This window comes from Marivivens aquimaris (genome assembly GCF_015220045.1).
In the GTDB taxonomy this organism is placed as follows: Bacteria; Pseudomonadota; Alphaproteobacteria; order Rhodobacterales; family Rhodobacteraceae; genus Marivivens; species Marivivens aquimaris.
This window is the reverse complement of sequence record NZ_JADBGB010000006.1, coordinates 70,177-95,278: the sequence shown is the minus strand read 5'-3', so window position 1 is coordinate 95,278 and position 25,102 is coordinate 70,177. Positions and strand designations below refer to the sequence as shown.

The following is a 25,102-nucleotide window of genomic DNA, read 5'->3' as shown; positions in this document are numbered from 1 at the left end:
CCTTGAAGTTCCTCTTCCGGAAATGGCACAAGTGCGGCAGTTGGCGAAAGCCAGTCTATCATTCATGAGGTGACGGAATTGTCTTTGAGCCGGAGGTCTTTCCTTGGCGGGATGACCGTTGCGCTGGCTGGTACCCGCTTGCCAGCAGCGACACACGAGTTGATCCTCGCGCCCCAATCGATCAAGGCGCACCTTGCTGGGTACGACGTGTCGATGTTGGGCTTCAACGGTGGTCTGCCGGGCCCAGAAGTCAGAATGCGACAAGGACAAACCGCCCGCATTACCCTCGATAACCGATTGGAGGAGGGCGCTCTCGTTCACTGGCATGGGTTGCGGGTTCCAAATCGGATGGATGGTGTCAACGTCCTCACTCAGGATGTGGTCATTCCGGGCGACTCGTATCGTTATCAATTCGGCGTCCCGGATGCCGGCACGTATTGGTATCACTCGCATTACCTGTCTTACGATCAGGTCAGCCGCGGTCTTTTCGGCGCCTTCATCGTCGAGGAGCAAAATGCGCCGGCTGTCGACCATGACATCGTTGTTCAGTTCTTCGATGTCTTGTTGGATCAGTCCGGACAGTACGACGAAGGGTTCAACCCGGCTCATTTCGCGACCGAGGGCCGTATCGGCAATACGGTCACGGCGCTTGTTTCCAATGGAACCAGCAAGAATGTGAGACAAGGCGACCGCCTGCGCTTGCGCCTGATAAATCCCTCTATCGACAGGGTTTACCGTGTCGGGCTGGACGGTCTGGCAGGCAAGATCGTTGCACTGGATGGTATGCCCCTGGCGCAGCCACAGACACTCGAACCCATCCTCCTAGCTCCGGGGCAAAGATGCGATGTGATTGGTGATGCGACCGGGCCTATTAGATTTGACGACAGCTTTGGAGAGCGGACGTTGAGCCTTGGCGAAATCGCTGTTTCCGGCTCTCGTGAGCCTGCGAAAGCGCCCATCACCGCGTTGCCCGCCAACCGAATGCCCGCCCCGCAAAACCCCGGCCAAACCGCGGAGCTGGTGCTCCAGGGAGGCGCGGGAAGCGCGTCCCACAGCGGCACAGGGACATGGGCGCTCAATGAAGTATCCGGCCTGCCTCGAACCCCTTTCCTATCTGTCGCGCAGGGGACGACCGCGCGCATTTCGATCCGCAACGAAACCGGGTTTCCACACGTCATGCATCTGCATGGCCACCATTTCTGGGAACTCGATGCGGCGGGTGAAGCCGGTCCATACCGGGACTCGACCTATTTGGAGATCGGCGAGACGCGGGAAATTCTCGTCGTCCTGGACAATCCGGGATCCTGGATGCTGCATTGCCACATGTTGAGCCATCAAGCCGACGGTATGGCAACGTGGATCAGAGTCGGCTGAGGGTCGCGACGGATACATACCGTTACAAATCTCTGAATGATAACAGGCCTTCTGCCGTTTACGTAACCTGACAAGCGAGAAACAGGTCCATCGATTGCCAACGGGAGCGTTCATTGACCCTGACACCAAAATCTCTCGGCATGACTGCGGCGGCAGGATCAGCCGCCTTGCTGTTAGGGGCCTTCGTTTTCCAGGCTCTTGGCTACGCGCCTTGCGCAATGTGCATCTGGCAACGCTACCCACACGCAATCGCCATTGGAATGGGCGCTATGTTGCTCTTTGCTCTGCCGATCCTGCCAATCCTGATAATCGGTGCCCTGTCGGCACTCAGCACATCCGCGTTGGGAGTGTTTCATACCGGGGTCGAGCGCGGCTGGTGGGAGGGACCGACTTCTTGCACAGGATCCGGCGTCGATGTCTCCCAAATGTCGGTATCGGAATTACTGCCCTCTGCCAGTTCAAGTGCTTCGACCCTTGTTCTGTGCGATGAGGTTGTCTGGGAATTTCTGACGTTGTCCATGGCGAGTTGGAACGCGATCCTAAGCGGTGTCCTTGCTTGCCTTTGGTTGGTCGCAATCGCAAAGAGTCTTAAGGTTCGGTGGCGTCGGGTCGCAGACGTTTCTTGAATCGTCCCGCATTCATCCAAAACAAACAAAGGGCTTCGTTTCATGGTTACAAGACGACACTTTCTTGCACTCTCCGGCTCGCTGTTTTCAGCGTCTCTGAGTTCGCCCGTGTTCGCAAAGACCTGGCCGACGAAAGCCGAAAAAGCGGCTTGGGATGCGCAGGTCACGCCCATCAACTATGACCCGGCAACATCCAACCCATGGGGCTTGCATCCCAGGCTGTTGCCGCAACGCGTTTTGGCAAATGACGGTTTGCGCCCGGGTGACATTCACGTCGATGCGATCGCGCGCTATCTGTACCATATCGAGGAAGGTGGCACCGCGATGCGATACGGGGTGGCGATTGCCAAGGGCGATCTCTATGAACCCGGCACCTATACGATCCGCCGAAAGGTCGAATGGCCGCACTGGACGCCAACGCAGTCAATGATCGAACGCGATCCGGAGGCTTACGAGCGGTTTGCCGACGGTATGGAGCCCGGCCCCAACAATGCCTTGGGCAGCAGGGCTTTGTATCTATTCGTCGGAGATCGGGATACGTACCTTCGAATTCACGGAACGCCGAGCCCTCGCAGCATTGGCGGCCGGGCCAGTTCGGGATGCGTGCGCATGGTGATGGCCCACATCAATGATCTCTATCCGAATGTCGCTGTCGGATCGACGGCGTTTCTTTACTCGGCCGAAGACAGCGTTACCGCTCGAAGCTAACCTATTGCATCTTTGGCTCACACGCCGAGGACTGCGTCGTGCAGGGACATCTTCCAATGAATTGTTGGACGAACACTCACGGCTGTGTCGCAAGTGAACTTTCGAACTGTGCGATCGCTACGGATTTGTCGTCCTCATCATTCTCGAACAGCTTTGTGGTTCGCACGCCCGGCAACTTGCCAAAATCCGCCATCAGGCGCTTTGGAAAAAATGTGCGTCCGATGGATTCAAATCCTGGTAATTGTCTGAGTACCGCGGAGGTACTGGCACTACAAAAACCGGAAGCGGCTGGGCCGCTGGCAATTGCAAGCCGCAAGGCCTGCTCCGCGACTTCGGGGGACACATCGATCTCTTGTATGACGACGTGGTAGGTCTCCCGTGCATGAGCCCGTGCGTAAAAATCGGCCACTTGTGGAGTAATGCCATAAAGCACATCTCCCCGTTCCGGTACCGCGCTCAGCCGGACCGTTCCTGCCGGATCGAAGATAACGCGCTGCGACCCATTGATCATGACGCTGCTATGCGCACCCGCCCCGGATCTGTTGCTGATCATGGTGTACAGCGTCAGCGCAGCCGGTCCGTCGTGACGGTAGGATGCACTACTGATGACTTCGGCTGAAGCATCAGGGCGCATGTCGTTTCCTGCACCGCACCCCGCCAAAATCACCACGGTTAGAACTGAGAAAATGCGATTGGAAAAGCGCACCTTGCAGCCTCCTGCCATGAGTTGAATGATTGAATTTTCGGGATATTCAGGGCCTCTAGCAATCTCGACATCAACTCTTCCGGATTTCACCTCTACCGAAACATGGGTTCGGTTTCGGTTGGTATACGGATCCTCGACACCTTTTTTTCTGGATATCGCATGTTTCAGATGAAGAGGAGCGTTCGCCCCGAATTGATTTGTCGCAATTTGTAACAGACCCCGCCTTTGTGACCTCGCGATACAAAACACCGGCTCGCGTGGCATTCCGCATCTGCAGGTGCCCCCCATATGCTGGGTATCGCAACACTGACACGAGGTGATCGAAATGAAACGCAACACTTTACTCGCTGCAATGACCCTGGCTGCAACCGCCCTTGGCGGTGCCGCATTCGCGGACGCCAACCACGGGCGTGGGGGACAATTTGGCGCCCAGAGCGGACCAGGCATGATGCAGAACGGTGGTCCCGGTATGATGGGGAACATGGGCGGAATGATGGACATGATGAAGCGCATGCACGGAAACATGATGGGCGCAGGCATGATGGGCGCAGGCATGGGCAGTGGTATGATGAGCCCAGGCATGGCTGGCGGCATGATGCAAATGTTCGACACTGATGGAGACGGCACAACGACGCCGGAAGAAATGCGCACGCAGCTGGAGGCCAAGCTTTCCGAGTTTGACAGCGACGGGGATGGAAGCCTCTCGATTACTGAATTTGAAGCTCTCCACAGCGCGATGATCCGCGAAATGATGGTGGATCGCTTCCAACACCTCGATGCCGATGGCGACGGCGCGGTGACGCCGGAAGAGATGGCCGCTCCGGCCGATAGGATGGAACGGATGCAGATGATTCGGTCGAACATGGCAGATGACGCGCCCGTGCGGCCCGGCAATGGCCAGGGCATGGGCGACGGCACCATGATGCAGGACAACTGAGTCGTGGCGTGCCGGTTCTTTTACCGGCACCCTTTCTCGAAGCGCCAAAACCATACGCCGGTGGGACATTGAACCCAACAGCGGCATGAGGCGTTCAGCCTCCGTAGGCAGACAGTTTTAGAAACGGAAAGGAAACAACCCATGTCATATACCCATGATCGCGTCTTGAAAGATACCACTATCGATGACGCGGAGATGCGCGTCCGAGACGCTCTGTCAGACAAGGGATTCGGCGTTCTGACCGAGATCGACGTCAAGGCGACGATGAAAAACAAGCTGGATGTGGATATGCCAGCCTACCGCATCCTGGGGGCCTGTAATCCGGGCATGGCGCACAAAGCCATCGAGATCGAGCCTCGTATCGGCGCGATGCTCCCGTGCAACGTGATCCTGCGGCAAGTGGACGGCGGTACCGAAATCAGCGCCGTCGATCCTGTCGCTTCGATGCAGGCGGTACAGAACGAAGACCTGGCCGCGGTCGCCGGCGAAGTCCGCGATCTACTCCGGGACGCCCTCGACGCCGCGTGATGGGGATTGGATATCCTATCCCCGATTGAGCACCTTTGGCATTGCTCGATCAATGCCATTTGAACCCACATCTGTCTTTTATTAGGAACTCACCCAGTGTTGCCAGCGGCTTTGCCATTTCCGGACATCGGAACCGACCTCTTCTCCTTCGACATCGGGGGGGTCACATTTGCACTCCGCTGGTACGCGCTAGCCTATATCTTCGGTATCCTGATTGGCTGGCGCATTTGTTTGAGTGCCATAAGCCGTCCAGCGCTCTGGACGTCAGCTGGACCGCCGCTTGACCGAACGCAGATCGAAGATCTTCTGACGTGGATTATCATCGGCGTGATTGCTGGCGGGCGTCTGGGCTTTGTATTGTTCTACCAGCCCGCATATTATCTCGCCAATCCCTTGGAAATTCTGATGGTCTGGCAAGGCGGCATGTCTTTCCACGGGGGGTTCGCGGGCGTTGTCATTGCGGCCTTGCTGTTCTGCCTTAGACAGAACGCGTCATTGCTCAGCACTGGCGACTTGCTGGCTTTGGCAACACCACCAGGCTTGTTTCTTGGGAGGCTGGCGAACTTCACCAACAATGAGTTATGGGGGCGTCCAACGGACGTTCCCTGGGCGGTGATCTTTCCCGGCGAAGTCGCGCAGGCCTGCCCAGGGATTAGCGACCTCTGCGCGCGACACCCGTCGCAGCTGTATGAGGCGCTATTGGAGGGGCTCATTCTTGGAATGCTGCTCATTTATCTCGCTTGGGGCCGGGGCTGGCTGAAAATGCCCGGTGCCTTGGCTGGCGTGTTTCTGACCGGCTATGGTCTTGCCCGAAGTTTCGTCGAGATGTTCCGGCAACCGGACCAACAATTTGTGACGGCGGACAACCCGATTGGCCATGCGTTTCATTTTGGTGAGTGGGGTTTGACGATGGGCCAGTTGCTCTCCATGCCGATGGTGTTGGTCGGGCTGGCGTTGATCGTGTTCGCCAAGCGGGTATGGGGCCGGAAAGCGCCACCCCGCAGAGCCGCAATGTAATCTCCATACTGATCTCTCTTGACCTTCCTGTGGATGGAAGCCTTAGGCAAGAGAAGCATTCTCGGAAAGGACCGCAAAATGAGCACCCCCGACAGTTCTCAAACCACAGCGACTTCTTCGGTATTCGTTTGCCCCATGCACCCTGAGGTGCGACAGGTTGAGCCCGGCAATTGTCCGAAATGCGGAATGCATCTCGTGCCGGAATCGGAGCTCGATGTCCATTCAGCACATGATCATCACAACCACCACGCGGATGCCACGCCGGCCGATGGCCGTTATGATCTGGTTCCTACAGGGCATAATGGTCCCATTTACACCTGCCCGATGCACCCTGAGGTGCGGCAGCCTGATCCGGGCGCGTGTCCGATCTGTGGTATGGGATTGGAACTGGAATCCGGTGTGCCGGGCGATGAAGGTCAAAATCCCGAACTGGTGGATTTCACACGGCGGTTCTGGGTCGGCACAGTCCTGACGATCCCTCTCCTTGTCCTCACGATGGGGCCATTCGTCGGTTTCCCCGCAGTCCGGACTTTTTTTGGCGAAAGCACTACACAATGGATCGAATTGATCCTGGCAACGCCAGTGGTCTTGTGGTGCGGCTGGCCGTTTCTGGAACGCGGATGGATTTCGTTCCGCACATTGAACCTCAACATGTTCTCCCTGATCGGCATGGGCGTTCTTGCCGCCTGGCTCTTCAGCGTCGTTGCCGTTCTCGCACCGGACATATTCCCTGATGGGTTCCGAGACTCCGAAGGCCATGTCGGCGTCTATTTCGAGGCGGCGGCGGTGATCGTGACGCTGGTGCTGCTCGGCCAGGTGATGGAACTACGCGCCCGCGAGGGGACCGGCAAGGCGATCCGCGCGCTTCTCGACATGGCGGCAAAGACCGCGCGGGTCATCCGGGACGACGGATCCGAGGAGGAAATCCCGCTGGAGGACGTGCAAGTCGGGGACCGGCTGCGCGTGCGGCCCGGTGACAAGGTGCCGGTCGATGGCGTGGTTCTGGACGGCCGGTCCTCGGTCGACGAAAGCATGATCTCCGGTGAACCCGTGCCGGTCGAGAAGACCGAGGGCGACCCGCTGACCGGCGCGACGATCAATGGCACCGGCAGTCTGGTGATGGAGGCGACGCGTGTCGGGTCCGACACGATGCTGGCTCAAATTGTCGAGATGGTGTCGAACGCGCAGCGCTCGCGCGCCCCGATCCAGAAATACGCCGACAAGGTGGCGGGATATTTCGTTCCGGCCGTCATCGGTATCGCGGTCCTGTCCTTCATCGCCTGGGCGATCTGGGGGCCCGCGCCTGCGCTTTCCTACGCATTGATTTCGGCGGTGGCGGTTCTGATCATCGCCTGTCCTTGTGCGCTTGGCCTGGCGACACCGATGTCGATCATGACAGCGACAGGAGGGGGCGCTCAGGCAGGGGTGCTGATCAAGAACGCCGAGGCGCTGGAGCGGTTCGAGAAAGTCGATACCCTGATCGTCGACAAGACCGGCACGTTGACCGAAGGCAAGCCGCGGCTTGTCGACGTACTCCCGCAACCCGGCCACGACGAAGGCGAGACGGTCATGTTCGTTGTGCTGGATGGCGAGATCGCCGGTCTAGTTGCTGTCGCCGACCCAGTGAAGGAGACCACGCCAGAAGCCATCGAGGATCTGCATGAACTGGGGTTCCGCGTCATCATGGCGACCGGCGACAACGAACGCACGGCCAAGGCCATCGGCACGCGGCTCGGAATCGATGAGATCCGGGCCGACGTGCTGCCGGAGGACAAGGCGCGGATCATCCTTGAGTTGCAAGAGGCGGGCCACAAGGTCGCCATGGCCGGGGATGGCGTCAACGACGCCCCCGCGCTCGCGCAGGCCGATGTCGGCATCGCCATGGGCACCGGCGCCGATGTGGCCATCGAAAGCGCGGGCGTCACGCTGGTCAAGGGCAACCTTGATGGTATCGTGCGTGCGCGGCGGCTCGCCCGGGCCACGATGCGCAACATCCGCCAGAACCTGTTCTTCGCGCTGATCTACAACGCCTCCGGCGTGCCGGTCGCGGCGGGAGTTCTGTTTCCCTTCTTTGGCATCCTCATCAGTCCGATGTTTGCTGCCTTCGCCATGAGCGCGTCGTCAATCTCGGTGGTGCTCAATTCGCTGCGCCTTCGCGGCGTTCGTATCTAGAAGCGCGCAACAGCGTTCGGATGAACCAAAATTAAAAGGGGGCCATTTATGCAGAGCGAAAAAGAAACGTACCGCGAAAATTCCATCAGTCTGGGCGGAGCCGTTGCGATGGGGACAGGCGTGATGATCGGCGCTGGAATCTTTGCGTTGACGGGGCAAATCGCGCAGCTCGCCGGCCCGCTTTTCCCGCTTGCATTCATCGCCGGCGCGGTCGTCACAAGCTTCAGCGCCTACAGCTACATCAGGATGTCGAACAAATGGCCGTCCTCGGGTGGCATCGCCATGATCCTGCAGAAATGCTATGGCCCCGGAGCCATCGCGGGCGGGGCCGCACTGCTGATGGCGCTCAGCATGGTGATCGCGGAAAGCCTCGTCGCGCGAACCTTCGCCACCTATGTCCTGCGCCCTTTCGATATCGAAGGTGGCCCATTGGTCCCCGCTCTGGCTGTGGCCGTGATCGTTTTCGCCTTTTTGGTGAACATGGCCGGAAACCGCTCGGTCGGGCTGTTCTCGTTGATCATGGCCGCGATCAAGATCGGAGGCATAGCTCTGTTTGGCATCGCGGCCCTGTGGTCCAGTGGTTTTGCGTTCGCCGCGGCGTCCGAGACCTCACAATCCTACGGGCTCACGGGGTTCATCGCCTCTACGGCGCTGGCCATCCTTGCGTTCAAGGGATTCACCACGATCACCAACAGCGGAGCCGAGATCACTGAACCAAATCGCAATGTTGGCCGAGCGATCATGTTCTCTATCGGAATCTGCGTCGTCGTCTACCTGTTGGTCGCCTACGGGGTCGGTTCGAGTCTCACGATCGAGGAGATCATCTCAGCGCGTGACTATTCGCTGGCACAAGCGGCGCAGCCCGCCCTTGGACAAACCGGCTTCATACTCACGGTGATCCTGGCCGCTGTCGCAACGGCGTCCGGCGTTCTGGCCAGCGTCTTCGCGGTGTCGCGTATGCTGGCGATGCTGACCGACATGGAAATGATCCCGCACAGCCACTTCGGTATGCCAGGTCCCATCCAACGCCACACCCTGGTCTATACTGTCGTCATCGCCGCGACGTTGGCCGTGCTCTTTGATTTAGGCCGGATCGCATCCCTCGGTGCTTTCTTTTACCTCGTCATGGACATGATCATACATTGGGGCGTGTTCCGCTATCGTCGAGCAGACGTCGGCGCCTTCGGTATCGTGCTTTTGACTGCCCTGTCGCTCGATGTAGTTGTATTGGCAGCTTTCACCGTGATGAAGCTTCAAAGCGACCCGATGATCGTTCTCTACGCCGCTGTCGGAATGATCGCTGTCTTCGCCTTCGAGCGTGTTTACTTGTCGCGGTGGGTGGCACCGCAAGTCGCACACGCCCACGGTGATTAGCCTGCCATCACTTGGCCTGAAGAGATGCGATGGCTTGTGCGCCGATCGTGATCAGCCCGACCGACAAGGCAAACGCAGCCAAGGCAAGCAACATCACGCCCGTGTTCATGGGAAAGCGACGACAAATCGGTCCAAGAAAGTTCGACCGCCCGAGAGCCGAAACGTAGAGCGGCAACGCGCTAATCATGGTCGCATAGAGGTAAACGCCGGAGATGTTCTCGAAAAACGCCGAACGCGCAAGAGTCGGGGACACGACCGCCAAGGCGGTTGAACGATTGCCGCCGAATGACCCGAACCAGTCGGCAGATAAAACGTAGATAAGCGCGTGGAGGCCTAGAAAGAGAAGGGCTCTGAGCAAGACATCGACCAGCACGAAAAACGCCGTGTCTCTTGGGCCGGCCTTTGGATGTTTTGTAATGGCGAACAGGAAAAAACTGACATAGTTGACGGCAAACACTACGAGCAAACCGTTGGTCGCAACCTGCCTTAGAAAGCGCATGAGTGCCGGTCCGCCGGCAGCAAGAGCCTGAGCAAAGCCCGGAGCCAGTAAGACATAGAGAAACAGGACTGGCAGTAATGCAGCGAAGCTGACCAGCAGGACATTCCTAACAAACTGAGCCGCGGGCATACTGATAGAGAAAAATCTATCCATTGAAATAGCCTGCCATGTGGGCACCACTAGGTCGATGATACGGGGCGTTGTTGCACAAGTCTGACGCCTCAGGATTCCCTTCGCGAACCCATGCTGTTAGCCGCATTCCATGAGCAACCCATCTCCCGCCCGCTATCGTACGACCAACTGGTCCAGCTACAACGCATCGCTGCGCAAGCGGGGGTCCCTGCTGATCTGGGTCGACGAAGACATCACTTGGCGCGCGCCCTCACCGCCGCCCTCCTAGCCGGCACGATATCATTTCTGTCCCCCTGCGTGCTACCTCTTGTGCCAGGTTATGTCTCCTACGTAACCGGGCGCACAGCCGCTGAGGGCGGGGTGGTCGGCGCTTCGCCGTCGCGCGCGGTCTGGCTGAGCCTGTGTTTTGTCCTCGGCTTCTCCACCATCTTCATGGGACTTGGCGCATCCGCGACTGCAATGGGTCAGGCCCTGCTTCGGTGGCGGTATGAACTCAACCTCGTTGGGGGCGGCATCATCATTTTCTTCGGGCTCTTCATGATAGGAGCCGCGCGTGTTTCGGTCATGGAACGCGACTTCCGATTCAATCTCAACATCCCCGGGGGCCAACCCGCTGCGTCCTATGTCCTCGGTCTTGCCTTCGGTTTCGGCTGGACTCCGTGCATCGGCCCGATCCTCGGCGCGATCCTGACAGCCAGTGCGGCGAGTGCCACGATGGGCGAAGGTATCATGCTGCTTGCCGTCTATTCCGCCGGCCTTGGAATACCGTTTCTGATCGTGGCCGGATTCACCGACCAGATCGCGGGACGGTTGCGGGCCATCGGCCGGGTTGGCCGCCGCCTCCACCAGCTTGCGGGCATAGTGATGATCTTGATGGGGCTGGCGATGATGACAGGGCAGTTGAGCGCGCTGTCATACTGGATGCTCGACGTATTTCCGGTTCTGGGACGGATCGGATAGCTCCATTAGTAGCAGCGTCTATTGATAACAGAAAATTTTCTTGAACCTCTAGTAGCTTTAGGAGTTAAGCCACCGACAAAGAACGGCACCATGGAGCAAGTTGCCAATAACGCCTCACTCCTTCCCGGGCGAACAACACTGCGTTCGGGGTAAGGTTCGGTTTGCCGTCCAATGCGTGAACGGAGCAATCTATATGCTGACAAGACGACATTTCATCCAGACGACCACCGCGCTGTTTTCGGCATCGATATCCAGCCCGCTCCTTGCAGACACGTGGCCTACCGATGCGCAGAAGGCAGCTTGGGACGCACAGGTTACACCTCCCGGCTACGACCCGGCCACGTCCAACCCTTGGGGCCTTCACCCTCGCTTCCTGCCACAGCGGGTCCTCGCGAAGGACGGACTTGTACCCGGTGATATCCATGTCGATGCTGTTGCGCGCTATCTCTACCACATCGAAGAAGGCGGCACGGCGATGCGCTATGGCGTGGCGATCGCGCGCGGTAAACTTTACGAACCGGGCACCTATACGATCAAGCGCAAGGTCAGGTGGCCGCATTGGCAGCCGACACAAAACATGATCGACCGCGACCCAGAGCTTTACGCCGATATCGCTGACGGTATGGAACCCGGACCTGAAAACGCGCTCGGATCGCGAGCCCTCTATCTCTTCGTCGGCGACCGAGACACCTATCTAAGGATTCACGGGACACCGTATCCAAGAAGCATTGGCGGCCGTGCGAGTTCCGGCTGCGTCCGAATGGTCATGGCACACATCAATGATCTCTATCCCAACGTCGAGATTGGCTCGACGGCATTCCTGTACTCGGCGGAAGACAGCGTCACCCCGAGAAGTTGACTGGCGCATCATGTGTTACGCGTGGGCTTGACGCATCTATGGGCTGATCAGGACTGGCGCGAAGTGCAGATGGGGTTGCCACCTGCCGAGCGTAGCGGAACCAAGGTGTTTTCCACCGGACCGCTGTGTTCATACCAATAACAGCCATCCTCGGGACGAAGCCGCGCCGTGGTGAGATCCTGACCAGGCGCAGCAAGGGCAATGACGGCCTCGGGAACACTTCCCACTTCGTTGCGAGCGCCGCCGTCGTCCAGCGTTGGCACCGCGCAGCCAGCAAGCACCAATGTCGCTGCGATAATCGGCGCGTTTCGTTTCTGCATGTCTACCTCACTCATTCTGATCGCTTCGTACCGGCAAGCGTTGCTCCAACCGCGTCGTTTCAAGGGGGCGGCTAGCTTCAAGCCTCCGCAGGGCGCCTTTCTTGCTGGACGAATATCCACTTGTTGCCCTTGAAGCTCTAGTTACTGTAGGGGCTATGTCAATGTGGAATCAATGAATCCTGAGGTCAATCCATGTCTTCCGACGGCAACCGCAACGATCACGGCCATCCGGGTGATCAAGAGCATTCTGACCCAAGAGGCAACTCCTGTTGCGACGCCAGCAAGGACGTCGCGTCCACGGCGCCAGCGCCGTCTGGCGGAAGGAGCTTTCAGGTCTCCGGGCTCGATTGCGCCGAAGAGGTGGCGATCCTGAACCGGGTTGTCGGGCCGAAAGTGGGCGGAACCGAACACCTGGCATTCGACGTGATCAACGGGCGAATGACCATCCTCGATAGCGCCGAGAGGATACCAGACGACGAAGTCACGCAGTTGGTCGCAACGACCGGCATGAGCGCCAAGCCATGGGATGCCGACAACGCAGCAGAGGACCAGGCGGCGCATCTGGCACGTCAGAAGCGCTTTACCTCGTTGAGCGGCGGCTTCTGGGCGGCGGGATTCCTTTTTCACATTGTCGAGACCGGCATGGGCGGCGCGCTCGGGCTCTTTGCGGGCCATGGCGAGGTGCCTATGCCTATGGTGGAAGCAGGGATCTTCGCCGTCGCGATTCTTTTTGGCGTCTGGCTTGTCGCGCCCAAGGCCTGGTCTTCGGCGCGGAGGCTTAGCCCCGACATGAACCTGCTCATGGTGGTGGCCGTCGCGGGCGCCATCGGCCTCGGCGAGTTTTTTGAGGCCGCGACGGTCGCCTTCTTCTTCTCGCTTTCGCTTTATCTTGAGAGCTGGAGCGTGGGGCGGGCGCGTAATGCGGTTTCCGCGCTCCTCGATCTGGCGCCGCCAACGGCGCGGGTTCTTTACGACGACGGATCTGAATCCGACGTTCCGGCCGCGGCCGTGGCAGTCAATGCAAGGTTTATCGTGCGCGGCGGCGACCGGATCCCCCTCGACGGTGAGGTCGTGGACGGGGCAGGGGCCTTCGATCAGGCCCCAATTACTGGGGAAAGCGCGCTAGTGCCCAAGGAACCAGGCGACGAGGTCTATGCCGGCACGATCAACGGCGAGGGCACACTGACGGTGCGGGCGACGAAGGCCGCCTCGGACACGGTGCTCGCGAAAATCATTCGCATGGTGGGCGATGCCCATGCCCGCCGCGCGCCGGTCGAACAGTGGGTGGCCAAGTTCGCGCGCATCTACACACCCATCGTGATGGCTTTGGCGATCGCCATCGCGCTGGTGCCGCCACTGCTGCTCGGCGGCGCCTGGGACTACTGGTTCTACAATGCTCTGGTCCTTCTGGTCATCGCATGTCCTTGCGCGCTGGTCATTTCTACGCCGGTCTCCATCGTGGCAGCGCTGACCGCGTCGGCACGGGCGGGGGTGCTCATCAAGGGCGGCGCCTATGTCGAGGCGCCGGGGCGGACCACGGCACTGGCGATGGACAAGACCGGGACGATCACCATGGGCGAGCCTGAGGTGGCGGCGGTTCACCCACTGGTCGGCGTTTCCGCACGCGATCTCATGGCGCTGGCAGCAAGCCTGGAGGCGCGGTCTTCACACCCGCTGGCACGCGCCATCCTCTCGCGCGCCGAAGCCGATGGTGTTTCCGTGTCTGCCGCAGAGGACACCCGTACCGTGCCCGGGCGCGGTCTGGAAGGACGCGCCGACGGGCGCGCTATCTGGCTCGGCTCGGATCGCTTCGCCGAAGAGAAGGGGTTCGGCAATGCCATTCCGGCGGATCTGCGGGATCGGATCGAAGGGGCAGGGAGCACCCTCGTTGCCGTGGGTGACGAGACCGGCGTGACCGGCGTACTGGAGCTTCGCGACCGCATCCGCCCAGATGCAAAGGGGATCGTTGCGCGTCTGCATGCGCAGGGTGTGAAGACCATCGTGATGTTGACGGGCGACAACGAACGCACCGCGCGCGCGGTGGCAGCCGAAGTCGGCATCGACGAGGTGCGCGCCGAACTTTTGCCAGAAGACAAGGTGACGGCCATTGAGGAACTCGTCGAAAGCCACGACATGGTGGCGATGATCGGCGACGGTGTGAATGACGCACCGGCCATGGCGCGGGCGCATTATGCCATCGCCATGGGCGCTGTCGGATCGGATGCCGCGATCGAGACGGCCGACATCGCGCTGATGACCGACGACATCGGCAAGGTACCCTGGCTTATCGGCCATTCGCGCCGTGCCATGACGATCATCCACCAGAATATCGGCATATCGCTGGCGACCAAGGCGCTGTTCGTCGGGCTGACCGCGTTCGGTATGGCCTCAATGTGGGGCGCCATTGCTGCGGATGTAGGCGTGTCTCTGCTGGTGGTCGCCAACGCACTTCGGCTCCTGAACGGCCATCAGGTTGAGGCCGGGCCTTCAGGCGGAGAACCGGTGGGCGAGCAGATGGCGAAAGGAGCACTGGCGCACGGTCATTGATCCGGCGGTTTCGGTAGCTCGATATCGCTTTTGCGGTCCAGCCACGCCAGCGCCCCGACAGAGAATTCCGAACCCCGGTAGGGTTCCGTCCAGGCGGTCTCGATGTCGTCCCAGGGCAGAGGCTCGAGATTTCCAAGAAAGAGCGTCAGACGGTAGGCCGCTGCCTCGGGAAGCCAAGGCGCCTCCTTGGCCGGCGTCGCGGCGACAGGTCCGGACAGGAGGAGCGCACTTGCGAGTGTGGCGAGCAGCACTCTCATAATATTTCGCATCACCACGGCCTCCAAAGTAAAAAGTTAGACATGGCTAACTTATCTACCCGAAGCAAACAAGTTGTCAATCCCGCTGTTTCGCTGCAAAGTCCCGAGTATGACAAAGCTACAATCACAAGGGCGTGAGCCATTCGAAGCGGTCGACCGGGCTCCCGAGGCGCAGGCCGATGGCTTTGCGACCGTGCGTCAGGCACATGAAAGCGAGATGGCGGAGGATTACGTCGAACTGATCGCGGAACTGATCGAGACGCGCGGGGAGGCCAGACCGGTCGAGATCGCCGAGCGGCTTGGCGTGAAGCCGCCGACCGTGACCAAGAACATCTCGCGGCTCAAGGCTGCTGGTCTGGTCCGGCGGGAGCCATACCGCGCGATATTCCTCACCGATGCCGGGCAGGACCTCGCGGAGATCTGTCGACGCCGCCACAGGGTCGTCGTCGCCTTTCTTCTGAGCCTGGGAATCGACGAAGAGACCGCGGAACGCGATGCGGAAGGGATCGAGCATCACGTCAGCGGGACGACATTGGAGGCGTTCGAGCGACGGCTCAATCAGAAATGAGCTCGCCTAGATGCACATTCGCGCGATTCTCTATCGGGACCTCGAGCTATCAGGTCTTCAAGCCGCTGACACGTTTGCGCAATTTCGAAGCTCGCTAGCCGAGAACCCGCGACAGCACGATGGTTGCAAACAGGGCGACAAGTCCGAAGGCGATCGCAGACGCTACCGCATATTGGAGGATATCCAGGTGATTCCCCCTCCTCCGTCGTGCCAGATAGCCACCCCAGATCGCGCCTCCGATAGCGCTCACGATCACAAGCATCAGGATACCTCCGTTCCAAAATGCCGCGCATCGGGATCTCGTCCGAGCAAACTGGCCAGCCAGCCGAAGACCCAGCACCCAAAAACAAGAACCAACAAGGTCCAGTCGCCGAACCGCGCATAGGGCGTTGGAGTACGCGCGCCCGGCAGGCCGGCATCAATGGTGCCTGTTTCCCCGGTATCAAGACGCGCGACGACATTTCCATTGGCGTCGATGATCGCGGATATCCCAGTGTTGGCCGCCCGGACCACGGGAAGTCCCTCCTCGACCGCGCGCATCCGCGCGGAGGCGAGGTGCTGCTCGGGTCCGATGCTGGTTCCGAACCAGGCATCATTTGTGGCGTTGAATATCCAGTCGGGGCGGAAAAGGTCATCGACCACGTGGCCCGGAAAGATGATCTCGTAACAGATCGCCACCGCGACCAGAGGCGCGCCAGGGATCGCCAGCGTGCGCGGCCCTGGTCCCGGCGTGAAATCGCCCAACCCTTCGGTCAGCCGCTCGATGGGCAGCCAGCCTTTCAGGGGCACATATTCCCCGAACGGAACAAGATGATGTTTTGCATACCCCGTCAGAACCTCGCCGCTGCCGTCATAGGCCTGAACCGTGTTGAAATATCTGGTTCCCCCATCGCCCTCCACTCGGTCAGGCGCACCTGTCAGTAGGATCCTGCCGTCTGGCAAAGCTGCAGATATCCGCGCGCGTGCCGCAGCATCTTCGTCCAGAAAGCCGGGGAAGGCCGTTTCCGGCCAAAGCAGCAAATCGAAACGTCCGGGTTGCGCGGACAAGCCCAGGTATTTTTCCAAGGTTCGCTGGCGGCTGCCCGGTACCCACTTCTCGACTTGTGGCACATTGCCTTGGACGATGCGCAAAGCAACGTCTGTCGGCGGCACGTCCTGCCCTGACCGAAGCGCACCGCCAACCCAGAAACCCGCCACAGCAACGGCGAAGAGCACGAGAACAGGCGCGCGTCTGTTTGGTGCCGCCACAATCAACACACCGGGCAACAGCCCGATAAAGACCGTGAGAAAGCTTAGCCCATAGCTTCCGACCCAGGCGGCCGGTTGGCGCAGGGCGGCATGTTCGACAAGAGCATAAGCGGCAAGGTTCCAGGGAAACCCCGTCAGGACATGACCGCGCAGCCATTCTGCGGCAACCCAGCAGGTTGCAAGCAGAAGACCTGCCGTAATGCCGCCGACAGCACGGCGCTGCATGATGGTGGCAAATAACATCGCCGCAATCGCTGGGAATATGGCCAGTCCGGCGGACAGTCCCGCGACTGCCGGGATCGCAAGGGCACCGAAACGTTCGGCATCGACGTAGAAGCTCTCGGCGATCCAGGAAACTCCAAACCCGAACTGGCCCATTCCGAAGACCCAGCCGATGAAGAAGGCGGGCGCTGTCGAAACCTGCCGGAGGACGAGAAAGAGTGCTGAGAAGGCGACCGGAACAACGATCAGCCATGAGAATGGTGGAAGGGTTAAAACCGTTAAACCGCCCGCTGCAAAGCTAATCCCTGATCGCAGGGGAATGTAACGGCCACGACCCGTCAGTGGTCGCAAGCCCGCCATCATGTGCCAGTTTTCAACTTGGCGCTCAACCAAGGGGCTATGAGCAGTAGGCCCACGCCACTGACCACGAAAACATCCGCCATGTTGAAGGCGGGCCAATGCGTGGATCCGACATAGAAATCGAGGAAGTCCGTCACACCCCGAAACCGGATGCGGTCGAGGACGTTGCCGAGCGCGCCACCGATAATCGCACCATAGGCGATAGCCTCGGCCCGGTTGTCAGTGCGCAATAACATGACAGTCAACCAGCCGCAGACCGCGAGGGCCAACACTGTAAGGCTCCACCATGGCGCTCCACCAAGTAATCCAAATGTCACGCCATCGTTGCGCAGGTAGATGAGATTGAAACCGGGAAAGACCGGAACTCCGGCGCTCAAATCTGCCGCATTGGCGACGACAATTGCTTTTGTCACCTGATCGACAAGAAAAGCAGTTCCAGCCGCAAAGAAACCTTGGAAATGGGACTGTTTCATCTCATCCTCCCAGCCATACATCGAGGAACAACATGATCACCAGGCCAACCGCGAGACCGAGTGTCGCCCTGTTTTGATGGCCAGAACGGTGGGTTTCGGGAATGATTTCGTGGCTGATGACGTAGAGCATCGCCCCGGCGGCGAAGGCGAGGCCCCATGGCAACAGCGGCTGCGAGATGCTGATGATCCCAGCCCCAAGAAGCCCGCCTACCGGCTCGACAAGACCTGTCAGGGCGGCAATGCCCCACGCACGGCGCCTGGAATATCCCTCACCAAGCAATGAGACCGCTACGGCGAGACCCTCGGGAGCGTTTTGCAGCCCAATGCCAATCGCAAGCGGCAAGCCACCAGAAAGACCGTCAGCCCCGAACCCGACACCAACGGCGAGTCCTTCGGGGAAATTGTGGATCGTGATCGCGATGATGAAGAGCCAGACGCGGCGCAGCGAAGCAGAGTCAGGGCCTTCCCGCCCCGACTTGAAATGCTCATGCGGCAGCCGTTCGTTCATCAGAGCGACCGCGCCCATGCCAAGCAAGATAGCAACACAAACGATGGCCGCCGGGAGAGCACCGTTGTCGAACTGTCCTTCGGCTGCATCGAGAGCCGGGATGATCAGCGAGAAAAACGATGCAGCGAGCATGACACCCGCTGCAAAGCCAAGTAGCAGATCGCGTGTAGCCCGGGATGGGATGCGCCCGAAAAGAACGGGGATCGCCCCGACCGCTGTCAGCGATCCGGCGGCCAGACTTCCTAGAAAGCCAAGGGTAATTGGGGAGAGGGGTTCCAAGCGTTGAGGTCTCGTCGATACGTCAGTCAGCGGCCGAATAACTGCTAAAGATCTCGGTCGATCCATCGCCGCGGATCAGGAAGACCTCATAAGCCTCTCGATCGTCTTCCGGTCCCATGCCCGGCGATCCATAGGGCATTCCGGGCACCGCCAACCCCACTGCATCTGGACGCTCATCCAACAAACGCTGAATGTCTGATGCCGGTACATGTCCTTCGATCACGTAGCCGTCGACCAAAGCCGTATGGCAGGAGACCATGCGCTGAGGCACGCCATTGTCGAGTTTGAAGCGCACAAGAGATCCCCCGAACATGTCCTCGCCTGTCGGCGCGAATCCGCTTTCCTCGAGGTGCTTCATCCAGGACAGACAACAGCCGCAGCCGTTTGTCTTCCGGACATCAATCTGGATCGCATCGGCGACCGCTTGCGCTGCGGGAAACAAGGCCAGCGTGACTGCAAGGGCGGGAGCCAGTCGTTTCATGGATTAAAGCCTTTCGGTTGTTGTTTGCACAAATTCGCTGGTGAGCCTCTCGGCCAGTAGCGAGCGTGCCTCAGCCAATCGCTCAAGTGCAGCCGTGTCATCCGCATCCCGCTCGGCCGCCTCTGCCAGTCTGTCGTCTGAGAGAGGATCGGTCGGGCGACCATCGACTAGAACCTCATAATGGAGATTTGGGCCGGTCGCGGTGCCGGTCGCACCGACGCGACCGATCATGTCTCCGGCCAAAACGCGCTGCCCTTGTTCGAGTGTGTCCGGCACCTCGCTGAGATGTGCGTATCGTGTCAGGGTGTCGGATCCATGCGCTATCTCCACCACCCGGCCATATCCACCACGACGTCCGATGAAGCTCACGCGTCCGGGTGCTGTCGCTTTCACCGGCGTACCGCGGGCCGCAGCAAAGTCGACCCCGGTGTGCATGCGCACATTCCCATAGACCGGGTGTGTGCGACGGCCAAAGACGGAACTCAGCCGCGCTCCTTCCACCGGTTGGGCAAAAAAACGCAGGACCTCTCCATCGACATAGATCGTTGCTTCACCGCTGCCGTCATCCGGCCAGACGATCTCGTAGACCGTTTCACCAAGGTCCAGTGTGGCAAAGGCAAGTTCGGGCTGACCGATCCTCTCGTTTCCGTCGCGGGCTTCGCGCCAAAGAATACGCATCGTCTCGCCACCGGAAAGTTCGCGTCGAAAATCTACTGTGCCGCCCAGCATCTGCGCCATGTCGACCGCAAAACGAGCAGGGATGCCTGCTTTGTCCAACGCCGCGAAGACAGAGCTTTCGATCACTGCCTCGCCCGCGAACGTCACCATTTCAGGGTCTGGCTCCAACACGCGTGTGACAAGTTCTTGACCAAAGACCGTTTCGATCCGCACCCCATCGTCAACTGCCAGTTCCACGCGGCTCGGATTTCCGTCCACCTTTGAGATCACAGTGATCTCATGGCCCGGGCGCAATCGGCGCAGGTCATATTCTGCACCAAGCGCGAGCGCGATTTCGGCACGCGCAGGCGCAGCGATACCCGCGTTCGCCAGGACCGCATCCAGCGTCTCGCCCGACGCGATCTCACGCGACCAAGTGATCAAAGGCGGTTCAATCTCGGGCAAGGCGGTTTCTGCGAAGACAGATTGCAAGAGCGGCAGAGGTCGCATTGGGCTAGCATTGTCGGCGTGAAATGCAGCGGGCGGTGTCACATCGTAGTCGGCGATCTGAGGCATCGAGAGCGGATCGGGAGTCCAGAGGGTCGCTTCAGCAATCGCAGGAGGCACTGGCTCTTTAGAAAGAACGCCAGAAATGGCGATGGCGGTCAGCGAAAAAGCGCCTGCGACCACAGCGCTCGCCAAAACAATTCTAATCTTCATGTTGCCCCCTCTACGTCTTCTGTCAGTGCACGCCGGATCTTCGGCACTGCGAATTCTCTTGGCTCGTGATAGTCAATCATGGTGACGAGTTCACCCTTGGCATCGAACAGGAATACGCTTGCCGTATGGTTCATTGTATAGTCGCCGCCTTCGGTCGGGACGCGCTCATACGAGGCACGAAATCCTTCTGCAGCGCGGGCAACCTGGTTTGCCGGCCCAGTCCAGCCGCGAATAGCCGGATGAAAATAGCCGACATATTCGGCCATGGCCTCGACCGTGTCCCGCTCCGGATCGACTGTGATGAAGACCACGTTCATCCGCGCGGCGTCGTCCCCGAGATCTTCAAGCCAACCTGAGATATCCGATAACGTCGTGGGGCAGACATCCGGGCAGTAGGTGAACCCGAAAAACACCATGGTCGGGCGTCCGATCAGGGTTTCCGGGCCCACTTCATTGCCTTCGTGATCGGTCAGTCGGAAATCCATCGCCGACAGGGGGAGAGGCCTTTGGCCGGCCGGTTTTGGTGCACCGGGACCATCCACCCGCCACCAACCGACGCCGAGCATCAGAGCGACAGCGCCTACACCGGCTGCACCGTATTGGACCACATGTCGACGCTGCATCAGCTCTCCGGCCCGCGCGCGGCGATCCCCAGAATTGGGACCTCAACAGTCACTTCACCACCGTCCGAGAACGTCAGTGTCAGTGGGAAGGTCTCGCCTTCGATCATCGGGTTTTGCAGCTTCATGAGCATGGCGTGCAGCCCTCCCGGTTCCAATGCTACGCTTTGGCCCGGTTCAATCGTGATTTCGTCAGCAGGCGCCATAGAACTGACGCCGTCGGCGTTGGTTTTCGTCTCATGGATCTGGGGCATCACGGCCAGTGGTGTTGTAAGCCCGGTCAGCGTGACCGTGTCTTCACCGGTGTTGCGCACAGTCATATAGGCCGCACCAGGGCGGTTGACCCCGATTGAAGCACGGGACCACGCGTTTTCGACGACCACATCCTCCGAACCGGCAAATGCCGGAGTCGACATGCCCGAGAGTAGCAAGACAAGGGGCAAACCATTGATGTAAGATCGTTTTGTCATGAAGAATTCTCCTGTATCTGGCCGAGCATCAACTTTGGCTGGCCGCAACTTCCGCAGCCACCAGTCGCCGCAGTTCGGCCTCACCGAACGGGTCTAATGGCTTGGCGTTGACGAAGAACGTGGGCGTTTGTCGCACGCCTACCGCTTCGACATCAGCGCGGTCCTGATTGAGCACCGCCACGACACCGGGGGCCAGCATCTGTGTCCGAGCAGCTTCGACATCCAGACCACCGCTTGCGGCAATCTCAAGGATCAAACCCGGTGCCGGAGTGCCATGGGACGCCCATCGCGGCTGCTCGCGCAGGACCGCTTCCAGCACGGGTTCGAACACATCCTGCATCCGCGCAGCTTCGAGAACACGGATCGCTTCCACCGAAGCGTCCCCGTGAAACGCGGTGTATCGAATTACGACACGGATCGCATCACCGTGCTCAGCCATGATCTCTTTGACCACGGGATAGAATGCGCGGCATGCCTCGCAAGCTGGATCGAAAAACTCGACAATCGTGACAGGTGCCGTTTCGGGGCCGAGGATCGGGGAATAGGGCCGGATCAGCACATCGTTCACTTCGGGCGCGACAGGGACTGCCTCTGCCATGGGTTGGGGGCGGGTGGCATACCAGGCCGCGCCGCCAAAACCTGCGGCGCCAACAGCCAGAACGGATAGAACGAGGCCGCGTCGATTCATGTTTGTTTTTCCTTCAGTGAAAGGGCCGACAGCATCCCGATCATCGTGAAGGCGACAAGCGCCAACAGCGGAATCGGAATGCCGAAGACCACCTGGTTGTCGTCGGTACAAGAGGGGCCGGTCGCCGTGCAGGGCTGGATCGCCTCGGGGATCAGCCCGACATAGAGGCCGATGTGATACAACGCCACTGCCGCCCCCCCAAGCGCTAGCGCAACGCCATAGCGCCCCACGCGGGGATCCTGCCACCACAGCCCGAGCCCAAGAACGATAGCCAGGGGGAACATGAAGGCGCGCTGGAACCAGCAAAGGACGCAAGGCGTTTGACCAAGCACCTCGCCAATAAAGAGCACGGCAAGCGATGCGATAAGCGCAATGATCCAAGCAAGAACAAGGGCCGCTTCTCCGGAAAGGCGGGTCATGGCAATCAGATCCTCTTTCTCAGATCCGCAAGGATCTCTTCGGCGGGTGTGCCGTAGGGCCAGGAATTGGCGAAGCCCGCCCGCGGATCAAAAAGAAACAGGTGCGATGTGTGCCCCATTGTGTATCCACCCGGCGCGGTGGCCTCCTCGATCCTCTCAAAGAAAATTGGGAAGGTCTCGGATGTTGCGGCGATCTGCTCCGGCGTGCCGGTCAGCCCGATGATCCCAGCGTCGAACAGGGGCACATACCCGGCAAGTGCTGTCGGCGTATCCCGCTCCGGATCAATCGTTATAAAGATCGGCTGGACCTTTGCCGCCTCGTCGCCCAAGCCCTCCATCACGGCCGCGACTTCGGACAGTGTTGTTGGACAGACGTCGGGGCAATTGGTGAAACCAAAGAAGACCAGCATCCAGCGCCCTGCGAAATCTTCGTCTGTTTGGACCATGCCGCGATGATCCGTGAGTTCGAACTGCGCAAAGAAAGGTGGTTCGGTCTCGGCTTGGGCAATGTCGGCGCGGTAGTCCGCCCACATTAGCAGCCAGATGAAAACGAACGCCGCCGCGCCCGCCAAAACCCATAGTACTTTCTGAAGATTTGAAAGCTTCACGCGCTCCGCCCGAATTTGATTCTATATTTTCAGCGCGTTTACACCCTCTAGCTACTGTAGGTTCAAGACTTATTATGGATGGAAGAGCGATGTTCACTGACCTGTGAGATGCCAAGCGGAACTTGTGCAAAAAAACGCTTAAAGCTACACGGGCTGTAGATAGTCTGGAGAGATGATATGCTGACAATCGGCACTTTGGCAAAAAAGACCGGGACGAAGGTGCAGACGATCCGCTATTACGAGCAGATCGGACTCTTGCCCGAGCCCGGGCGATCGGCTGGCGGTCAGCGGCGCTATGGAGATAGTGAGCTTGACCGTTTGTCTTTCGTCCGGCATGCGCGGCAACTCGGGTTCTCGCTGGACGCGATCCGTGAGCTTCTCGATCTGAGCGATCATCCGGACAAGTCTTGCGCGGAGGCCGATGCCATCGCTCGCAGGCAACTTAAGCAGGTTGAGCAACGTATGGCCCGACTTGAAGCCCTTCGGACAGAATTGCAGAGGATGGTGCATGAATGCAGCGGCGGGCACACGGCCGATTGCCGTGTGCTGGAGGTGTTGCGCGACCATTCCGAGTGCCTGACGGACCACGACGAGATCGGCGCCTGAGATGACCGCAGTGCTCGTCTATCCGCTCGCGGCCTTGGCTGAGATCGCCGGATGCTTTGCCATCTGGGCATGGTGGCGTCTTGGCGCGTCCCCTCTTTGGCTTGTCCCCGGTGTAGCGGCGCTGGTGGCGTTCGGCTGGCTTCTGGCTCAGGTCGACACTGTGGCTGCGGGACGCGCCTTTGCGGCCTATGGTGGGATCTATATTGCCGCGTCCATTCTCTGGATGTGGCTCGCCGAAGGGCACCGGCCGGACAGGTGGGATCTGCTCGGCACCGCTGTATGCTTGTTGGGTGCCGCTATCATCCTCGCGGCACCCCGCGGAGCGTAAAAAACGGCATTGCTCCTACAGTAGCTTTAGCTTTTACAACGGTGCGCGTTTCACAGGCTAAAGCAAGGCAGGAATTGAATGTTCGAAATCTCAGGTGTTGGAATCGTCGCGGCTTTTCTGGGTGGCGCTATATCCTTTCTGTCGCCTTGCGTCTTGCCTCTTGCACCTGGCTACGTCTCTTACATCGCGGGACAGCCCGCCGCGAAATCCGGGGCGGCGCGCAGCATTGCCGAACGGGCGCGCAGCGTGGTCCTGAGTTTGTGGTTCGTGCTCGGGTTTTCGACAGTCTTCGTGGCGCTCGGGGCCGGGGCAAGTCTTTTGGGCGGGATGCTCTTGCGCTGGAAATACGAACTCGGGCTTGCGGGTGGCTTCTTGATCGTCTTGTTCGGACTTGTCATGATGGGCGCGATCAAGATCCCCGCAATGATGCGTGACACGAGGCCCGACGTAAAAGTTGACGGCGGCAGCGCCGTTGGAGCCTACCTTTTGGGTCTTGCCTTTGCCTTTGGCTGGACGCCCTGCATAGGCCCTGTGCTTGGGTCGATCCTGGCAGTAAGCGCGACATCTGGAGCGGACGGGATGGCCTTGCTGGCAATCTACTCCGCAGGGCTTGGACTGCCGTTTCTAATCATAGCGCTCTTCACCAACGAGATTGCAGGCAGGCTAAAGCGGATCGGTGCGGCTGGTCGATGGCTCTATCGTATATCGGGCGGACTGATGGTGCTGATGGGTATCGGCGTGATGACAGGTCAGATCAGCCGCCTTGCCTTCTGGCTGCTCGAAACCTTCCCGGCCCTTGGCACTATCGGATAGAGCTGTGATCGAAAGTAA

29 protein-coding genes and 1 pseudogene are annotated in these 25,102 nt (G+C 59.7%); 16 read left to right on the top strand and 14 right to left on the bottom strand.

What is annotated here, in order from left to right:
* Window positions 1-111: 111 nt before the first annotated feature.
* From IF204_RS19755 to IF204_RS19745, 3 genes are all read left to right on the top strand, one after another.
* Window positions 112-1,374, top strand: a complete 1,263-nt coding sequence (locus IF204_RS19755) for a multicopper oxidase family protein (protein ID WP_194098744.1) — start codon at window positions 112-114, stop codon at window positions 1,372-1,374.
* Between the two features lie 140 nt (window positions 1,375-1,514).
* Window positions 1,515-2,000, top strand: a complete 486-nt coding sequence (locus IF204_RS19750; protein WP_194098756.1) for a disulfide bond formation protein B — start codon at window positions 1,515-1,517, stop codon at window positions 1,998-2,000.
* Between the two features lie 42 nt (window positions 2,001-2,042).
* Window positions 2,043-2,708: a L,D-transpeptidase gene (locus tag IF204_RS19745; protein ID WP_194098743.1), complete on the top strand. Its 666-nt coding sequence runs from the start codon at window positions 2,043-2,045 to the stop codon at window positions 2,706-2,708.
* A gap of 76 nt (window positions 2,709-2,784) precedes the next feature.
* Here the strand turns inward: IF204_RS19745 and IF204_RS19740 are convergent, their stop codons facing one another.
* A complete protein-coding gene (locus IF204_RS19740; RefSeq protein ID WP_054540624.1) occupies window positions 2,785-3,396 on the bottom strand; it encodes a hypothetical protein in 612 nt (203 codons plus the stop codon).
* Between the two features lie 343 nt (window positions 3,397-3,739).
* Between IF204_RS19740 and IF204_RS19735 the strand changes: the two genes are divergently transcribed.
* The 5 genes from IF204_RS19735 (at window position 3,740) to IF204_RS19715 (ending at window position 9,442) form a co-directional block, all read left to right on the top strand.
* On the top strand, window positions 3,740-4,351 hold the full coding sequence (locus IF204_RS19735) for an EF-hand domain-containing protein (protein WP_228069711.1): 612 nt from the start codon (window positions 3,740-3,742) through the stop codon (window positions 4,349-4,351).
* A gap of 141 nt (window positions 4,352-4,492) precedes the next feature.
* Window positions 4,493-4,879, top strand: a complete 387-nt coding sequence (locus tag IF204_RS19730) for a DUF302 domain-containing protein (protein ID WP_103911580.1) — start codon at window positions 4,493-4,495, stop codon at window positions 4,877-4,879.
* A 96-nt stretch (window positions 4,880-4,975) separates the two neighbouring features.
* Window positions 4,976-5,896 (top strand): prolipoprotein diacylglyceryl transferase, encoded by a 921-nt coding sequence (gene lgt, locus IF204_RS19725; protein WP_194098742.1) that lies wholly within the window; start codon window positions 4,976-4,978, stop codon window positions 5,894-5,896.
* A gap of 78 nt (window positions 5,897-5,974) precedes the next feature.
* The gene (locus IF204_RS19720; protein WP_228069708.1) at window positions 5,975-8,068 is read left to right on the top strand and encodes a copper-transporting P-type ATPase; all 2,094 of its coding nucleotides are present in this window, start codon (window positions 5,975-5,977) and stop codon (window positions 8,066-8,068) included.
* A 48-nt stretch (window positions 8,069-8,116) separates the two neighbouring features.
* Window positions 8,117-9,442, top strand: coding sequence for an APC family permease (locus tag IF204_RS19715; protein WP_194098741.1), 1,326 nt, complete (start codon window positions 8,117-8,119; stop codon window positions 9,440-9,442).
* Between the two features lie 7 nt (window positions 9,443-9,449).
* On the opposite strand, the gene IF204_RS19710 is transcribed toward IF204_RS19715, so the two are convergent.
* Window positions 9,450-10,094: a hypothetical protein gene (locus IF204_RS19710; protein WP_103911577.1), complete on the bottom strand. Its 645-nt coding sequence runs from the start codon at window positions 10,092-10,094 to the stop codon at window positions 9,450-9,452.
* 109 nt (window positions 10,095-10,203) lie between these two features.
* Between IF204_RS19710 and IF204_RS19705 the strand changes: the two are divergent.
* The 3 genes and pseudogenes from IF204_RS19705 to IF204_RS19695 form a co-directional block, all read left to right on the top strand.
* Window positions 10,204-10,323: pseudogene (locus tag IF204_RS19705) on the top strand (IS5/IS1182 family transposase); the annotation flags it as partial.
* Entirely contained in the window at window positions 10,311-11,033 is a 723-nt protein-coding gene (locus tag IF204_RS19700) for a cytochrome c biogenesis CcdA family protein (protein ID WP_007803446.1), read from the top strand. The pseudogene IF204_RS19705 and the gene IF204_RS19700, both read left to right, overlap by 13 nt.
* A gap of 193 nt (window positions 11,034-11,226) precedes the next feature.
* Window positions 11,227-11,892 carry a L,D-transpeptidase gene (locus IF204_RS19695; RefSeq protein ID WP_007803448.1) on the top strand — a complete coding sequence of 222 codons (666 nt, stop codon included), beginning with the start codon at window positions 11,227-11,229 and terminating at the stop codon, window positions 11,890-11,892.
* 47 nt (window positions 11,893-11,939) lie between these two features.
* Here IF204_RS19695 and IF204_RS19690 read toward each other — a convergent pair whose 3' ends face one another.
* Window positions 11,940-12,212: a hypothetical protein gene (locus tag IF204_RS19690; RefSeq protein ID WP_012187176.1), complete on the bottom strand. Its 273-nt coding sequence runs from the start codon at window positions 12,210-12,212 to the stop codon at window positions 11,940-11,942.
* A 192-nt stretch (window positions 12,213-12,404) separates the two neighbouring features.
* On the opposite strand from IF204_RS19690, the gene IF204_RS19685 reads away from it, so the two are divergent.
* Entirely contained in the window at window positions 12,405-14,759 is a 2,355-nt protein-coding gene (locus tag IF204_RS19685; RefSeq protein WP_228069701.1) for a heavy metal translocating P-type ATPase, read from the top strand.
* On the opposite strand, the gene IF204_RS19680 is transcribed toward IF204_RS19685, so the two are convergent.
* A complete protein-coding gene (locus IF204_RS19680; protein WP_012187175.1) occupies window positions 14,753-15,028 on the bottom strand; it encodes a hypothetical protein in 276 nt (91 codons plus the stop codon). The genes IF204_RS19685 and IF204_RS19680 overlap by 7 nt on opposite strands.
* A gap of 97 nt (window positions 15,029-15,125) precedes the next feature.
* Between IF204_RS19680 and mntR the strand changes: the two genes are divergently transcribed.
* Window positions 15,126-15,584, top strand: coding sequence for a manganese-binding transcriptional regulator MntR (mntR, locus tag IF204_RS19675; protein ID WP_008327326.1), 459 nt, complete (start codon window positions 15,126-15,128; stop codon window positions 15,582-15,584).
* Between the two features lie 261 nt (window positions 15,585-15,845).
* On the opposite strand, the gene lnt is transcribed toward mntR, so the two are convergent.
* Genes lnt through IF204_RS19625 form a run of 10 tightly spaced genes read right to left on the bottom strand, consistent with a single transcriptional unit; the run spans window position 15,846 to window position 23,301 of the window.
* A complete protein-coding gene (lnt, locus tag IF204_RS19670; RefSeq protein ID WP_194098740.1) occupies window positions 15,846-17,417 on the bottom strand; it encodes an apolipoprotein N-acyltransferase in 1,572 nt (523 codons plus the stop codon).
* On the bottom strand, window positions 17,414-17,908 hold the full coding sequence (lspA, locus tag IF204_RS19665; RefSeq protein ID WP_009820121.1) for a signal peptidase II: 495 nt from the start codon (window positions 17,906-17,908) through the stop codon (window positions 17,414-17,416). The genes lnt and lspA overlap by 4 nt, the downstream gene beginning before the upstream one ends.
* A complete protein-coding gene (locus tag IF204_RS19660; RefSeq protein ID WP_040652270.1) occupies window positions 17,889-18,674 on the bottom strand; it encodes a ZIP family metal transporter in 786 nt (261 codons plus the stop codon). The genes lspA and IF204_RS19660 overlap by 20 nt, the downstream gene beginning before the upstream one ends.
* A gap of 22 nt (window positions 18,675-18,696) precedes the next feature.
* Complete coding sequence (locus IF204_RS19655; RefSeq protein WP_009820119.1) at window positions 18,697-19,155, bottom strand: DUF411 domain-containing protein; 459 nt, start codon at window positions 19,153-19,155, stop codon at window positions 18,697-18,699.
* A gap of 3 nt (window positions 19,156-19,158) precedes the next feature.
* A complete protein-coding gene (locus tag IF204_RS19650) occupies window positions 19,159-20,532 on the bottom strand; it encodes a M23 family metallopeptidase (protein WP_194098739.1) in 1,374 nt (457 codons plus the stop codon).
* Window positions 20,529-21,155: an SCO family protein gene (locus IF204_RS19645; RefSeq protein ID WP_043872276.1), complete on the bottom strand. Its 627-nt coding sequence runs from the start codon at window positions 21,153-21,155 to the stop codon at window positions 20,529-20,531. The genes IF204_RS19650 and IF204_RS19645 overlap by 4 nt, the downstream gene beginning before the upstream one ends.
* A complete protein-coding gene (locus tag IF204_RS19640; protein ID WP_040652268.1) occupies window positions 21,155-21,622 on the bottom strand; it encodes a copper chaperone PCu(A)C in 468 nt (155 codons plus the stop codon). Before IF204_RS19640 ends, IF204_RS19645 begins: the two co-directional genes overlap by 1 nt.
* 28 nt (window positions 21,623-21,650) lie before the next feature.
* Entirely contained in the window at window positions 21,651-22,310 is a 660-nt protein-coding gene (locus IF204_RS19635; protein WP_009820115.1) for a DsbA family protein, read from the bottom strand.
* Window positions 22,307-22,729, bottom strand: coding sequence for a disulfide bond formation protein B (locus tag IF204_RS19630; protein ID WP_009820114.1), 423 nt, complete (start codon window positions 22,727-22,729; stop codon window positions 22,307-22,309). The genes IF204_RS19635 and IF204_RS19630 overlap by 4 nt, the downstream gene beginning before the upstream one ends.
* 5 nt (window positions 22,730-22,734) lie before the next feature.
* A complete protein-coding gene (locus IF204_RS19625; RefSeq protein WP_194098753.1) occupies window positions 22,735-23,301 on the bottom strand; it encodes an SCO family protein in 567 nt (188 codons plus the stop codon).
* A 213-nt stretch (window positions 23,302-23,514) separates the two neighbouring features.
* On the opposite strand from IF204_RS19625, the gene IF204_RS19620 reads away from it, so the two are divergent.
* The 3 genes from IF204_RS19620 to IF204_RS19610 all read left to right on the top strand — a co-directional run bounded on the left by IF204_RS19620 (window position 23,515) and on the right by IF204_RS19610 (window position 25,084).
* A complete protein-coding gene (locus IF204_RS19620; protein ID WP_037239845.1) occupies window positions 23,515-23,943 on the top strand; it encodes a MerR family transcriptional regulator in 429 nt (142 codons plus the stop codon).
* A 1-nt stretch (window position 23,944) separates the two neighbouring features.
* Window positions 23,945-24,271 carry a YnfA family protein gene (locus IF204_RS19615; protein ID WP_043872274.1) on the top strand — a complete coding sequence of 109 codons (327 nt, stop codon included), beginning with the start codon at window positions 23,945-23,947 and terminating at the stop codon, window positions 24,269-24,271.
* A 78-nt stretch (window positions 24,272-24,349) separates the two neighbouring features.
* Complete coding sequence (locus IF204_RS19610) at window positions 24,350-25,084, top strand: cytochrome c biogenesis CcdA family protein (RefSeq protein WP_008282973.1); 735 nt, start codon at window positions 24,350-24,352, stop codon at window positions 25,082-25,084.
* Window positions 25,085-25,102 lie beyond the last annotated feature (18 nt).